This window comes from Kitasatospora sp. NPDC004240 (genome assembly GCF_053603215.1).
On the sequence record NZ_JBSGFD010000213.1, the window covers coordinates 1 to 13305 of the forward strand.

Consider the following 13305-nt stretch of genomic DNA (forward strand, 5'->3'; position numbering starts at 1 on the left):
GCCGGGGCGCCCGGCGTCGGGGTGGCCGCGGTCGGGGCGGCCGGGGCCGCAGTGGGGGTGGTCGCGGTGGGGGAGCCGGTGGGGCTCTCCGTCCCGCCCGGGGCCGTGGCCGGCGCCCCCGCCGGGAAGCTCGCGGGCACGAGCGAACCGCCGGCCTCCTTGGGCACCGGCAGCAGCAGGTTCCGCAGGTCGGCCGCGTGACGGCTCAGGCCGTTCGGGCCGCCCGGCGACGGCTTGCCGGAGGGCAGCGGCGGCAGCACCAGCGGCGGGAAGGTGTAGCGGCCGTCGCTCTCGGTCCGCAGGCCGGGGATGTCGGTGCGCTCGGGCGAGGTGACCGCGACGGCCGCCCCCGTCCCGGCCACGGCGAACACCAGCGCCGCCGCGCCCCAGCGCAGCGCCGTCCGGCGCAGGCGGGACAGCCGGGCGGCCCGCTCCTCGGCGGTCTCCGGCGCGGGCACGGGCGCTCCCGGCGAACCGGGCGCGGCCCAGACGTCGCCCTCGGGGAAGGACCCCTCCACGGCGGACACCCCGGCCGGGCCGGCGGCCGGAGGGGCGGGCGGGTCCGTGGGCGGCGCAAAGGCCGGGGCGACGGGCGGGGTGACGGGCGCGGGCGCGGTGGCGGGCTCCGGTGTGGTGGTGGGCTGCCGCGGGTCGGCGTGGTCGGTCATGCGGTCGCTCCCGGGCTGGCGAGGCGGTCGAGCTGCTGACGGAAGATGGCGACGATGCGGTCCTTGGCGAGCGGTGCGACGCCCTCGACCTTCATGACCACCAGGAGGTCGCCGGCGGCCGCCGAGCACTCCAGGTAGTCGATCGGCGCGGACGGCGGCGCGGGCATCAGGTAGCAGTGCGCCTCGGGGTGGCCGGGCACCTCCGGCCCGCTGCGGAACAGGCCGGTGTCCCCGGTGAAGACCGCGGTGTACTCGTTGACCCGCTGCACCTCCTGCTGGTTGAACTGGCGCAGCTTCAGCCCCACCACCAGATCGCTCTGGACGGACTTGAAGGTGCGCACCCCGCTGGCCTTGACGTGCAGCCCCTCCCAGTAGGCGCGCAGCTTGTCGCGCTTCTCCTTGGGGATCTCCTTGAGGTCCTCCTCCAGCTCGGCCCTCAGCTGCTCGGCGGACAGCTCGCTGTCGTTGCCGTAACCGCCCTCGTCCGGGCCGGGCTCGAAGCCGGCCGGAACGGGCAGCAGCAGGTCGCGCAGCGAACCGAAGTGGCTGCCGTTGGACTTGGCGCCGTACGGCGTGGGGGTCGCGGTCGGCACCGGCCGGGCGGTCGGCCCGGGCGCGGCGGCGGGCGCCGGCGCCGGGTCGTCGTACCGGACCTGGATGATGCCGACCCCGATGACCACGCCGACCAGCGCGGCGGCCACCACGGCGCCGGTCGCGCGCAGCAGCCCGCGGCCGCCGGGCGGTACGGCAGGGGTGGGCGCTTCCGGCACGGCGGGTACGGCAGGCGCCGTGGGCGCTTCCGGCACGGCGGGTACGGCAGGTGCTTGCGGTACGGCGGGCGCGGTGACCGGCTCGGCCGCGTCGACGGTGTGCTCGCTCATACCAACCGCTCCCACTGCTGCTTGGCGATCTCCTTGACGACCTGCGCGCTCACCGGCGAGGTGCCGTACGCGCTGACCTCCATCACCACCGTCCCGCGGCGGGCCGAGGCGAAGCCGTAGTAGTACTGCTCGGTGGTCTCGGCCCAGTAGTCCGGCTCGGTCTCGACCCGGTAGCCGCCGGGGACACCCGGCGCGAAGGGCTCCTTCCCGCCCTTCGCACGGTACTTGGCGCCGCTCTCGTGGTCCGTCGTGAACTGGACGAGCGCCACGTGGAACTTGACGCCGTCCTTCTCCCAGTTGACCTCGGCGGCCCGGCGGAACCCCTCCGAGTTCAGCCGGCGGAAGACGCTCGCGCTGTTGCCGTAGCGCTCGGCGAACTCGCCGACGCTGGTCCAGGTCGGGGTGTCCGGGTAGTCGTCCCACGGCTTGCTGCCGGCCGGGGCGGAGATCACCAGCTTGCGCAGGTCCCCGTCGACGGGAAGCGGCTTCGGCGCGTCCGCGGCGGCCACGGCCGGGTCGATCACCTCGGCCGGGTACGAGGGCAGCGCCACCTGGAGCGGTGGCAGCGGGGTCTCCGGGCGGTCCGCCTGGATCCGGTAGCCGACAGCGCCGCCGGCCAGGGTGCCCAGCACCAGGGCGCAGGCCAGCAGCAGCACCGGGCGCGGCCGGCGGACCCGCGCGGCCGCGGGGACGTAGCGGTCGCCCTCGCCGCCGCCCGCGAGCACGTCCCCGGACGGGAACGGCACGACGGGAACGGGCTGTCCGGGCGGCGGCACGGCGGCCGGCGGCTGCACGGGCGGCGCGGCGGGAGCGGGCTGCACGGGCGCCGCGGCGGGCGGCGGCACGGCGGCCGGGGGCGGAGCGTCGGCGGGCGACGGCTCCACGGATTCGGTGGTCACGGGAATCGCTCCAGAAAGGGGAGGAGTGAGGTCGGGGCGGCGGCGGGGCTCAGCCGCCGGCGGAGGACAGGCGCTCGCGCTGACGCTTCATCAGTTCGCTCAGCAGCGCCTTGTCCGGGTTGCCCTTCACCTGGACGCTGATCGTGTACTCCACATCGCCCTGGGCGGAGATTCCGGCCATCGATCCGGTGTACGCCTGCTGCTCGGGCTGGAGGACGTAGCCGTGGGCCTTCGGGTCGCCGTCGATCTCGATCGGGTCGCGCTTCATGGTGTGGCCCTTGGCGAATTCCGTGGCCTCCGCGGTCGAGCCGAATCGCATCAGCCGGACCTCGACCTCCATCTTGCCGTCGGCGGTCCGATAGGTGCGGGTGGCCGACTCCTTGTACCCGTACGACTTGAGCACGTCCATGATGTCGTCCTGCCGGAAGTCGGCGGACACCTCGGCGTCGGACATCAGAATTCCGTCCGACGGGCCGTAGGTCTCACCGCCGTCCGGCACGGGGAGCAGGAAGTACCTCAGGTCGCCGCCGTGGGTGCCGCCCTGGAGGGTGCCCTTCAGGGTGCTGGTGGGCTTCGGCGCGGGAGGCGCGGTGGGCAGCGGCGCGGCCGTGGGCGTCGCCGCGGCGGTGGGCGTCGGGGTGGGTGTGGCGGTCGGCGAGGCGCTCGCGGAGGCGCTCGCCGTGGCCGTGAACGGGGCGGATGCCGCCACGACCCCCGGTTCGTCGGGCCGGCCGACCAGCACGGTCACGGTCGCGCTGGTGGCGGTCACGGCGAGCAGTCCGGCGGTGGCGAGCGCCACCCCGACCGCCCGCGGCAGCCTCCGGGCCGGCGCGGCCACCGGGGCCTGCGGGCCGGGGTCCGGCAGCGGTACCGGTTCCGCGGCCGGTGCCGGAGCGGTCGCCGACGGCGAATCGGCCGCGGATCCGGAATGCACCGGGGCCGATTCCGGTACGTCGGACGTCGCGTTCTCGGGTGCGGACAAGGGGCTCCCCCCGGGGAAATGTGGATTCTCGCGCGCGGGCCCTCCCGGGCCACCCCCCGTGACCGCCGGACCGAACACCTGCGCGCTTTCAGCACGAATTATGAGAGCCGGTCCACACCCCTGACAACGAAATCAATCGCCCACTCCCGCCCATTGATCGACCAATCGGACACACCGTGATCGAACCGCAACGGGCGGGACGGCGTCGTCCGCCGCCCCGCCCGTCGGACGGGCCCCGAGGCCGCCTCGCGGAGTCGTCCCGGGCCGCCGCGGCCGACGCGGGATCAGGAGTGCGCGCGCTCCGTCATCTCGACGACCTTGCCCGAGGCGTCGATGGCCACCTTGTAGTCGCCGGCCGAGCACGGGTAGGAACCCTTGGTGCTGGTGCGGTCGGCCAGGCACTCGTTGATGTGCTTGACCAGGTCCGCGACGTCGACGTCCTTCGGCTTGGCCATCACCGAGTTGAGGTGGCCCTTGGCGGTGGGCGCGAAGGGCGCCGTGCGGTCCTCCCCGACCGGCTCGAAGTTCACGTCGTTGACCCCGCAGGCCTCCTTGGTGTCCTTGTACACCAGCGTGGTCGCGGTGGTGCCCTTCACCGGGTACACCCACTTCTGGCCGGCCGGCAGCGGGGCGGCGGAGCAGAAGCCCTCCGGCTCGCCCTCGGCGCCGCCGGAGGCTCCGGGCTTCGCCGTCCCGGCGGGCTTGGCGCTGCCGGACGGCTTGGCGGTGCCGCCCGCCGTGGCGCCCGGGCTCGCCGTACCGGTGACCGAGGCCGCGGCCGTGGGCGCGGCGCCGGTGGCCGGGCCGCCGGACTCCTCCGGTCCGCAGGCGGCCAGACCGAGGACGGCGGCCGCGACCAGGACGGAGACGGGCAGGAGTGAACCGCGAGAAGCCATGACGAACGATCCCCCGTGTGACAGATGCTCAAGTGGTGCGTTGCGGCGGTCAGGTTAGCCCACCAGCCCGACAGCTCCCCCGGCCCGCGCACCCCGCCCCCGGGCCCCACCCGACCTCCCCCGGGCCCCGGGGACCACACTCGCGCGCACGGCCCGGTCAGGCGGTGGGCCGGGTGGGGCGTTCGCGCAGGAGGAGGGCGGCGGTCAGGGCGACCACCACGGCGGCGAGGCCGTGGACGCCGTACGCGGTGGCGGCCGGCCCGTGGTTGCCCAGGACGGTCAGCATGTCGGTGACGGGCGCGACGACGAACGCCAGCAGCGTCCAGCCGAGGGCCTTGCGGTGGCCGGTCAGCAGGAGCGCGAGCATGGCCAGGGCGACCGCGGCGTCGCGCCCGCCCTTGACGGTGAGGAAGCCCGTGCCCTCGTGCTCGGGCCAGCTCGGCAGGCCGAAGCCGGACGCGGCCGTCTGCGGGTCCAGCAGGTAGAGGAGGCCGACGTACAGCATGAACAGACCGTTCAGGGCGGCGAGGACGGTGGTGAGGCGCTTCATGGTGTTCCTGTCCTTCAGGGAGGGGTGACGGTCGGGACGGAGGCGGTCGGGGCGGTCAGCCCCGGACACGGCGGACGGCGCGGGCGTACTGTGCGCGGCCGACGGCGTACCAGAGCAGTCGGGCGGGGAGCGGCAGGCCGCCGAGGATCACCGCGCGCTCGGCCGCGTCGGCCTCCTCCAGGACCATGCCGAGGAAGAACAGCAGCTTGGGCTTGGGGGTGTTGGCCAGGAAGTGCTCGCCCATCGCGTTCCACTCGTGCAGCCACAGGTGCTGCGCCGCGAGCGGGAGCAGCGACGCCTCCTCCTCGTCGAGGTGCTCGACGAGGACCGCGCGGTGCTCGGCGAGGACCGCCGCGAGCGCGTCGCGTTCCGCCTCCCCGGCTCCCGACTCCCAAGCGGGCAGGGCGGCTTCGGCCGCCGCGAGGGTGTCGGCGACGCGTTCGTGCTGGGCCTCCATGCGCAGCACGAGGTCGGCTTCGAGGTCGACCCTGGCCAGCAGGGGCGGCCAGAGGTACTCGTCCTCGCCGTGGTGATGGTTGCCCAACCCCAGGCGGTAGTCGCGGAAGTGGTCCGCGAGGACGCGGGCGCGGGCGGTGTCCCCGGGGGCCACGGCGGCGATCAGCTCGGTGAGCAGCCGTGATTCGCGGCGCAGTCCGCGGTGGACGATCACCATCTCGCGGGTGTTCGGACGGGTTCGCAGCGGTGCGTTCGTGGTGTTCATGCGAGAAGCCTCGCCGGGGGCTCCTGGAGGGCGTTTGGAGACGACTTGGAACGCCCGTGGGCCGTCTACGATGGGCCCGGTGACGGTGTCCGTACGTGTGCTCGGGTCCTTCGCGGCCGACCGGAACGGCGAGCCCCTCCCGCTCGGCGGGCGGCGGCAGCGCGCGGTCCTGGCCCTGCTGGCGGTGGCGCGCGGCGCGGTCGTCTCGGTCGACCGGATGGTCGAGGAGATCTGGCAGGAGGCGCCACCCGCACGCGCGGTGACCTCGCTGCAGGCGTACGTGTCCAACCTGCGGCGGCTGCTGGAGCCCGGCAGGGCGCCGCGTACCCCGGCCTCGCTGCTGGTCAGCGCGCCACCCGGGTACGCGCTGCGCCTGCCCGACGGTGCCGTGGACGCCTGGCGGTTCGAGCGGCTGCTGGGCGAGGCGCGCGAGGCCGCGCCGTCGCAGCCGGGGACCACCCGGCGTCTGCTCGGCGAGGCGCTGGCCCTGTGGCAGGGCACGGCGTACGCCGAGTTCGTCGACGAGCCGTGGGCCCGTGCCGAGGTCGCCCGCCTGGACGAGCTGCGGCTGGTCGCGCGCGAGCTGAACGTGGTCGCCGGGCTGAGGTCGGCGCAGGCCGCCGTGACCGTTCCCGAGGCCGAACTGCTCACGCTCGACGAGCCGTTGCGCGAGGAGGGCTGGCGTCTGCACGCGCTGGCGCTGTGGGCGGCCGGCCGGCAGGCGGACGCGCTGGCGACGCTGCGCCGGGCCCGCGCGGTCCTGGCGGCCGAGGTGGGTCTCGATCCGGGGCCCGCGCTGAACGAGCTCGAAGCGGCCATCCTGGGCCGGCGCACCGAGGTGCTGCGGGAGGCGACGGAGGCTCCGCGGCACCGGCCGCCGAGCCCGCCCGAGGGCCGGAACCTCCCGGTACCGCCCCGCCGACCCGCCGCCGACGGGCGGCTGTTCGTCGGTCGCGAGGCCGAACTCGCCCGGCTGGTGGGGGAAGCCGGCCGGGTGCGCACCGCGGGGCCCGGGGTCGCGCTGGTCACCGGCGAGGCGGGCCTGGGCAAGTCGGAGCTGCTGGAGCGGTTCGGCGAGCGGCTCCGTGGTGACGGCTGGCTGGTCGCGGTCGGCCAGGCCACCGACGACGAGGGCGCGCCACCCGCCTGGCCCTGGGTGGCCGCGCTGCGGACGATCGCCGCCGCCGCGCCGCCCCCGGCCGGGTCGGACGGGGTCCTGGCCCCCTTGCTGTCCGACCGCGCGGCCGGCCGGGGGCCCGACGAGGACGTGGCCGCCGGCCGGTTCCGCCTGAACCGCGCGGTGTCGCGGTGGCTCGCGGCGGTGGCCCGTGAGCGGCCGCTGGCCGTGCTCCTGGACGACCTGCACTGGGCCGACGCCGAGACGCTCGCCCTGTTGACCGGCCTGACCGACCTGCCCCCGGGGACACCGGTCCTGGTCGTGGCGGCCTACCGTCCGAACGAGGTCGAGGGCCCGCTCGCGGACCAACTCGCCGTGCTCGCGGGGCGCTCACCGCTGCGACTGCCGCTGCGGGGGCTGCCCGAGTCGGCCGTCGCGGAAGTGATCGAGGCGGCGGGGACCGGGCCGGTGGACGCGGAGACGGTCGCCGCGCTCGCCGAACGCACCGGCGGGAACCCCTTCTACGTGTGGGAGAGCGCCCGGCTGCTCGGCGGCGAAGGCGCGCCGGTCGCCCTGTCCGAAGTGCCGGAGGGGGTCCGCGACGTACTGCGCCGCAGGCTCGGGCGCCTCCCCGAGGCCGTGGTCGCGGTGCTGCGGCTGACCGCGGTCGTCGGGCGCGAGGCGGACGTCGAACTGCTGGTCGGCGCCGCGGACACCGACGAGGACGGCGTCCTGGGCGCGCTGGACGCCGGCCTGGTCGCCGGGCTGCTGACCGAACCCGCCCCGGGCCGCGTGCGGTTCGCGCACGCGCTGGTGCGCGACACCCTGCTCGCCGATCTGAGCGGCCTGCGGGCCGCCCGTATGCACGGGCGGATCGCCGCCGGCCTGGAGCGGCTCGGCTCGGGTGACGTGTCCGCGCTGGCCCACCACCTCGCGAGGGCCGCGACATCGGCGACGGCCGCCAAGGCCGTCCACTACTGCCTGCGCGCGGCCGACCTGGCGGCCGCCCGCTACGCCCACGACGCGGCGGCCGATCTGCTCGCCGCGGCACTGGACTGCTTCGACCGGACCCCGGCCGGACCGTCGGGCGACCGGGAGGCGGAACGCGTCGACCTGCTGGCGGCGCTGCTGCGCGCCCAGGTGCGGGCCGGGGCGGTCATGGCCGCCCGCGCGACCCGGCAGCGGGCGATCGACTGCGCGGTCGGCACCGGGCGCGACGAGCTGGTGATCCGCGCGCTCACCGCCTGGTCCGAGCCGACGCCCTGGCAGAGCCGTCCGTACGGCGCGGTCGACGGGCCCGTCGTCGCACTGCTCGGCCGGTCGCTGGACCTGCCGGACCTGGCCCCCGCCGCCCGGTGCGGACTGCTGCTCGCCTACTGCGCCGAACTGTCCGACGTACGTGACCCGAAGGCCCGGGCCGCTGCCGAGGAGGCCGTGGGGCTCGCGACGGCCTCGGGGGAACCGGGCCTGCGCGCGCGGGCGCTCGCGGCGCTGATCCGCGAGCTCGACGTCGCGGACGAGGGCCGCCGGCTGAGGGCGCGGGGCGAGGAGCTCGTCCGGCTCGCCACCGAGCACGATCTGCCCGCCCTCCGCTGGTTCGGCCTGATCAGCCTGGCGACCGCGGCGGCCGCCGACGGCGATGTCACCGGCGCCCACGGCCACATCGACGCCTGCGTGGAACTGGCCCGGGCCTACCGCATGCCGGGGCCCGTCGTGGTCGGCGGGACCGCGCTGGCGACGCGGGCTCTGATCGAGGGGCGCTGCGAGGACGCCGAGAGGCTGTACACCGAGGCCACCGCCGGGATGGCCCGGCAGGGCTCTCCGCACGCCGGGGGCTTCCTGCTGATCGCGACGGCGACGGTCCGGGTCGCGCAGGGCAGGCTCGACGAGCTCGTCCCGCGGGCCCGGCGGCTGGTCGAGGAGTACGGCCCGCCGATGGCGGACCTCCTCGCGGCGGCCCTGTGCGCCGCCGGGCAGCGCGACGAGGCCCGCGCCGTCCTCGCCCGGGTCGGGCCGCTGCGCCCGGACTACCTCCTCACGGTCCTCGCCACCTTCCGCGCGATGGCGGTGGTGGCGCTCGGCGAGCGGGAGCGGGCCGACGAGCTGTACACCACCCTGCTCCCCCACCGCGACGCGCCGCCGCCCTCCGCGGGCTTCACCCTGGCGGTCCGCCCGGTCGCGTACACGCTCGGCGAACTCGCCCGCCTGCTCGGCCGCGACGCCGAGGCCGCCGCGCACTTCGCCCACGCGGCCGCCCTCGCCGAACGGTGGGGCACCGCGCTGGGCCGTGGCGGCGGCTGAGAGCCGTGGTTCGGGGCGGTCCCGACCCTGACCGCGGCGGCCATGGCGACCGAACGGACCCGCCTCGGCACGCTGGTCACCCCGGTCAAGCCTCGTTCACCCATCACGGCCTGACCTAGGCTGCTCCACTCCCGCTCGGCCTTCGGGACACCGTCAGAACGGGCTCATCCCATCCAGGACTCGCTCAGCAAGTTCGATGATCGCCTTGACCTTCGGAGCGTCGTTGGCCACGTCCTGAGCTTCGATCTCAGGCGCGTCCAGATCCGCGTACTCCGCCTGGTTCCGGCGCCGACGCATGCGGTCGAAGGGTCGGAGAACCACCCCGAGGGGTGGATCGAGCTGTGCACCGACGGCCTCCAGGACCGCGATGTGGTCCCCTCGGCCGGTCGGTCGCAGTCCCTGGTTCTCCAGAACCGCGACCAGCGCCTTTCGCGCTGCGTCGTACAGCAGTTGGTACGCGCCGATCGCATCGAAGGAAACAACGGCCTCCGCTGCCCTGAGATGATTCGACGCCTGGGTGAGGAGGTGGTCGGCCTGCTCCCGGCTCGCGGGTACGCGCTCCAGTTCCTTCCGCGAGAGCATGCCCTCGACTGCAGCTCGGCCCTGCTACCACTTCATTCCTTGTGCTTCCCTTCGAAGACTTCAAGCCGAACCGTCGGCCGGCTTTGGACGCCCGTGAGGAACGGATCCGTACCGGGCTCGCGCCAGCGAGTGGGTGAGACCCGATGGACATTGACTTCCCGGCCGAGCAAGCGCTCGGCCTGACGCGCGGCCTCGTAGAGTTCGTCCTCGTCGGGGTTACCCACCACGAGAGCGTCGACGTCGTTGGGTACTCCGCCACGTTCTCCCGAGTAACGGGCTGCCCAGGAGCCGTAGATGTGGGCTTCCTCCACCCCGGCCAGTGGCAGCAACAGATCATCGAGCACTGCGATCGGGCCGTAGGTGAGGGCGAACAGCTCGGTCAGCGGGCCGGCCAGGCGCCCGTTGGTGTTGGCCCGCAGGAGGCGGAGATTTCCGTGTCGTCGCTCGGTGATCAGCTCTGCTTCGACCAGCCGGTCCGCCTCGCGACTGGCGGTCGCACTCGATACGCCGAAGCGTGAGGCGATCTCGACGAGTGAGGTCTCATCCTGCGGATGCAGGTACAGCCAGGCCAGCAACTCCCCTTGAAAAGGTGTGCGGAGGAGCGGCAGCAGCGCCGGCGGAGGAGCTTGCATAAGTTGAAGACTGGCTTGCAGGTAATGCAAATGCCTGTCGTGAGGGTCGAAGTTCACTCCTACGGGTGATCGAGCTGACGCGGCACGCGGCGCGCCCTGGTGAACTTCTGCCGTCCGGTGCCGGCGGCGAGTTCGGAGAGGCGCTCGCCGACCACGGAAACGCCGGGGCGGGGCTCCTGCGCGTAGTACCAGGGCTTGCGCCGGCGCAGCAGTTCCTCGCCGTGCTCGGCCCAGGTGAATCCGGGCTTCCGCAGCAGCTTCCGGAACACCGCGTCGACCGTCTCCGGGTGGGCGGCGGCCAGGCGGCGGATCGGCAGCGGCGCGATCGACTCCTCGCGCAGGTATGCGCGCAGCACGTCCTGGTACTGCCTGCGACCCGTGAGGGCCGGGTCCGCGAACAGGTCCCGCAGCATTCCGTAGTCGGCGTAGAAGTTGAGCCCGTCGACCTCGTCGTAGATGACGCCGACGGTGTCCGAGTCCGCGAGGGCTTGCGGCAGTTCGAAGGCCGGCAGATCGATTCCCGGCAGCCTCCTACCCCGGGCCCGGTCGGGCTGCTCGGCGACGGCGGCCTCCTGCCGGTGCCGGTAGTAGGTGTTGAGCCTCTCCTCGACCTCGGCCGGGGGAAGGACCAGTTCGTCGCTGCCGCAGAACTCGATGAACGCGGCCCGGTCCGCCCGCATCGACTCCCACCCCTGCGCGATCTTCTCAGGGTTGCGGAAGACCAGTTCGGGGTGGCTGGTGGCCAACTGGAGCGCGGCCCGGGCGATCTCGGTGGCGCTGGACTTCGGGTAGGACGACATCGCGCCCGAGATCAGCCACGCCCCGTCGGCCGAGTGGACAGGTACCAGGCAGGCGAGGAGGAATCCGCCCTTGGACACTCCGCGGAAGGCCGCCCGCCCGACGTTCGAGTACGTGCGGTACTCCAGGTCGTCGACCAGGTTCAGCAGGACGACGGCGTCCCCGTCCCTGCGCTGGACCTCGAAGACGCCCTCGACCGGGTCACGCCAGCCGAGCAGCATCGCCCGGTCGGCTTCGGTCAGGTCCCGCCGCCCGGCGACGAACCGGTCCACCACGGTCACCCCGTCCGGCAGGCGGTACCGCAGGATGAAGTGGTCGATGATCCGGATCGCCTCGGCCTCGTCCAATTGCCGTTCGGGGCCGGCAGCCTCCAGCAGGAGGGGGGTCAACCACCGGTCGAAGCGCGCGCTCTGCGCGAAGGCGACGAGTTCGCCCTTCAGGTCGGAACTTCGCTCGATCATGCCTCGCAACGACGCCTCGTCGTTGCTCGGTACCACGACAGCCATGCGGGCCCTCTCGATCGTGAAAGTTCCGACGCTCACTGCGCCCAGTAGTGGCGATATGCCTCGACCCACTTCGCTCCGTCCGGAGCCGGGTCGGGCAGTGGAAGATCCAGGAGGCCGATCGTCTGCCGGAACCCGCCTCGGGTGCATCGGGCCACGATCCTGCCGTCCCGCGAGAGGTCGACGCCGCGCACGGTCACCTCGACGCCCAGCACCGAGGTACTGAACGGCACCGCCAGATTCTCCTCGACGGCGGCGAACAAAGCCGATACCTCCTCGTGCTCGTCGTAGGTGTCGACCGTAGCCTCGTCGACCAGCGCAGCGAGTTCCCGCTTGCTCAACGTGCCCATGGCGCCACGCTAGCCGACTGCCCGTACCGTCTCGCGAGTGGTCGGAAGTATTGCCGACTTGCGCGCGTATCGTCACCGCATGCGCTTGAGTACCGTTATCCTCCCCATCCACCGGTGGGCCGAAGGACAGAAGATCTGGCGGCGGGCCGAGGACCTCGGCTTCCACGCCGCGTACACCTACGACCACCTGTCCTGGCGGTCGTTCCGGGACGAGCCGTGGTTCGGGGCCGTCCCGACCCTGACCGCGGCGGCCACGGCGACCGAGCGGATCCGCCTCGGCACGCTGGTCACCTCGCCGAACTTCCGGCATCCGGTCACCCTCGCCAAGGAGCTGATCACGGTCGACGACGTGTCCGGCGGGCGGCTGACCGTGGGCATCGGCGCCGGCGGCCAGGGCTACGACGCGACGGCGATGGGCCAGGAGGCGTGGTCGCCGAAGGAGCGGGCGGACCGGTTCGCCGAGTTCCTGCCGCTGCTGGACGAGTCGCTGCGCAACGACGCGACGACGCGCGGGGGCACGTACTACTCGGCGGTGGAGGCGCGGAACATCCCCGGATGCGTGCAGACGCCGCGGGTGCCGTTCTACGTGGCGGCGACCGGCCCGCGCGGGCTGAAGCTCGCGGCCGAGTACGGGCAGGGCTGGGTCACGTACGGTGACCCGCGCGGGCCGGCCGACGTGCCGGTGGAGCAGGCGCCCGAGGTCATCGCCGCGCAGATCGAGAAGCTCTCGGCGGCCTGTGAGGCGACCGGCCGGGACGTGGCGACGCTGGAGAAGGTGCTGCTGCAGGGCTCGACGGCGGAGAGGCCGCTGGAGTCGGTGGACGCCTTCGTGGACTGGGCGGGCCGCTACCGGGAGCTGGGCATCACCGAGCTGGTGATCCACTGGCCGGTGCCGGACTCGGTCTTCGCGGGCGACCTCGCCGTCTTCGAGCGGATCGCCACCGAGGGCCTCGCCCAGCTGGGCTGACCCGCCGCGCCGCCCGCCGACCGGGCGGGCCGTCCGGCTACGCGTTGCTGTCCTCCACGGACAGCGCGAACCCCTGGGTCGTGGCGGTCGCCCGGTTCCTGTCGGCGTCCTCAGGGGCGGTCCGATCGGTGCGCAGGCGGCCGCGCTGGGCCGGGACGGGAGGGACGGCGGGGACGGCGGGGACGGGGGCGGGCGGGGTGTGCCGGGCGGCCTCGCGGCGGGCGAGGTCGGCGAGGGTGGTCAGGATGATGTCGCCGATCGGTACGGGCTCGCGGTCGTCGTCGTGGCGCGTGCGCATGGCTCTTCCTGCCGACGGGGTGGCCGAGGGGGTTCTGCCCGGCCGGGCGGCCGGTGTCACCCCGGGTGACCCCCGGGCCCGGCTAATCGGCCGGAAACCGGCGCCCACCGGGCCGAAAGGCGGCGCCCCGGCCGGTGGCGGGGGGGGCGGGGGCGGGCGC

At 74.2% G+C, this 13305-nt stretch carries 13 protein-coding genes and 2 pseudogenes; 3 read left to right on the plus strand and 12 right to left on the minus strand.

The window, feature by feature from the left end; all coding sequences use genetic code 11:
• The 7 genes and pseudogenes from ACWEQL_RS35585 to ACWEQL_RS35615 all read right to left on the minus strand — a co-directional run.
• A pseudogene (locus tag ACWEQL_RS35585) lies at nucleotides 1–668 on the minus strand (hypothetical protein); the annotation flags it as partial.
• Nucleotides 665–1549, minus strand: a complete 885-nt coding sequence (locus ACWEQL_RS35590) for a hypothetical protein (RefSeq protein ID WP_452154536.1) — start codon at nucleotides 1547–1549, stop codon at nucleotides 665–667. The pseudogene ACWEQL_RS35585 and the gene ACWEQL_RS35590, both read right to left, overlap by 4 nt.
• A complete protein-coding gene (locus ACWEQL_RS35595) occupies nucleotides 1546–2448 on the minus strand; it encodes a hypothetical protein (protein WP_452154537.1) in 903 nt (300 codons plus the stop codon). The genes ACWEQL_RS35590 and ACWEQL_RS35595 overlap by 4 nt, the downstream gene beginning before the upstream one ends.
• A 49-nt stretch (nucleotides 2449–2497) precedes the next feature.
• Nucleotides 2498–3247, minus strand: coding sequence for a hypothetical protein (locus tag ACWEQL_RS35600; protein ID WP_452154538.1), 750 nt, complete (start codon nucleotides 3245–3247; stop codon nucleotides 2498–2500).
• A 467-nt stretch (nucleotides 3248–3714) separates the two neighbouring features.
• A complete protein-coding gene (locus ACWEQL_RS35605) occupies nucleotides 3715–4326 on the minus strand; it encodes a hypothetical protein (RefSeq protein WP_452154539.1) in 612 nt (203 codons plus the stop codon).
• A 157-nt stretch (nucleotides 4327–4483) separates the two neighbouring features.
• Nucleotides 4484–4876, minus strand: coding sequence for a DUF4267 domain-containing protein (locus ACWEQL_RS35610; RefSeq protein WP_452154541.1), 393 nt, complete (start codon nucleotides 4874–4876; stop codon nucleotides 4484–4486).
• A 55-nt stretch (nucleotides 4877–4931) separates the two neighbouring features.
• Nucleotides 4932–5597: a hemerythrin domain-containing protein gene (locus ACWEQL_RS35615; protein ID WP_452154543.1), complete on the minus strand. Its 666-nt coding sequence runs from the start codon at nucleotides 5595–5597 to the stop codon at nucleotides 4932–4934.
• A gap of 79 nt (nucleotides 5598–5676) precedes the next feature.
• On the opposite strand from ACWEQL_RS35615, the gene ACWEQL_RS35620 reads away from it, so the two are divergent.
• Together ACWEQL_RS35620 and ACWEQL_RS35625 are read left to right on the plus strand one after the other, a co-directional pair.
• Nucleotides 5677–9015, plus strand: coding sequence for a BTAD domain-containing putative transcriptional regulator (locus tag ACWEQL_RS35620; protein ID WP_452154545.1), 3339 nt, complete (start codon nucleotides 5677–5679; stop codon nucleotides 9013–9015).
• Nucleotides 9016–9018: 3 nt separating this feature from the next.
• Nucleotides 9019–9123: pseudogene (locus tag ACWEQL_RS35625) on the plus strand (LLM class flavin-dependent oxidoreductase); the annotation flags it as partial.
• Nucleotides 9124–9168: 45 nt separating this feature from the next.
• On the opposite strand, the gene ACWEQL_RS35630 reads toward ACWEQL_RS35625, so the two are convergent.
• Genes ACWEQL_RS35630 through ACWEQL_RS35645 form a run of 4 tightly spaced genes read right to left on the minus strand, consistent with a single transcriptional unit; the run spans nucleotide 9169 to nucleotide 11880 of the window.
• Nucleotides 9169–9597 carry a hypothetical protein gene (locus tag ACWEQL_RS35630; RefSeq protein WP_452154546.1) on the minus strand — a complete coding sequence of 143 codons (429 nt, stop codon included), beginning with the start codon at nucleotides 9595–9597 and terminating at the stop codon, nucleotides 9169–9171.
• Nucleotides 9598–9629: 32 nt separating this feature from the next.
• Nucleotides 9630–10286 carry a MarR family transcriptional regulator gene (locus tag ACWEQL_RS35635; protein ID WP_452154548.1) on the minus strand — a complete coding sequence of 219 codons (657 nt, stop codon included), beginning with the start codon at nucleotides 10284–10286 and terminating at the stop codon, nucleotides 9630–9632.
• A gap of 2 nt (nucleotides 10287–10288) precedes the next feature.
• A complete protein-coding gene (locus tag ACWEQL_RS35640) occupies nucleotides 10289–11533 on the minus strand; it encodes a hypothetical protein (RefSeq protein ID WP_452154550.1) in 1245 nt (414 codons plus the stop codon).
• Between the two features lie 32 nt (nucleotides 11534–11565).
• Nucleotides 11566–11880, minus strand: coding sequence for a hypothetical protein (locus tag ACWEQL_RS35645; protein WP_452154552.1), 315 nt, complete (start codon nucleotides 11878–11880; stop codon nucleotides 11566–11568).
• A 79-nt stretch (nucleotides 11881–11959) separates the two neighbouring features.
• Between ACWEQL_RS35645 and ACWEQL_RS35650 the strand changes: the two genes are divergently transcribed.
• Nucleotides 11960–12847 (plus strand): LLM class flavin-dependent oxidoreductase, encoded by an 888-nt coding sequence (locus ACWEQL_RS35650; protein WP_452154554.1) that lies wholly within the window; start codon nucleotides 11960–11962, stop codon nucleotides 12845–12847.
• 37 nt (nucleotides 12848–12884) lie between these two features.
• On the opposite strand, the gene ACWEQL_RS35655 is transcribed toward ACWEQL_RS35650, so the two are convergent.
• Nucleotides 12885–13145: a hypothetical protein gene (locus ACWEQL_RS35655; RefSeq protein WP_452154556.1), complete on the minus strand. Its 261-nt coding sequence runs from the start codon at nucleotides 13143–13145 to the stop codon at nucleotides 12885–12887.
• Nucleotides 13146–13305 lie beyond the last annotated feature (160 nt).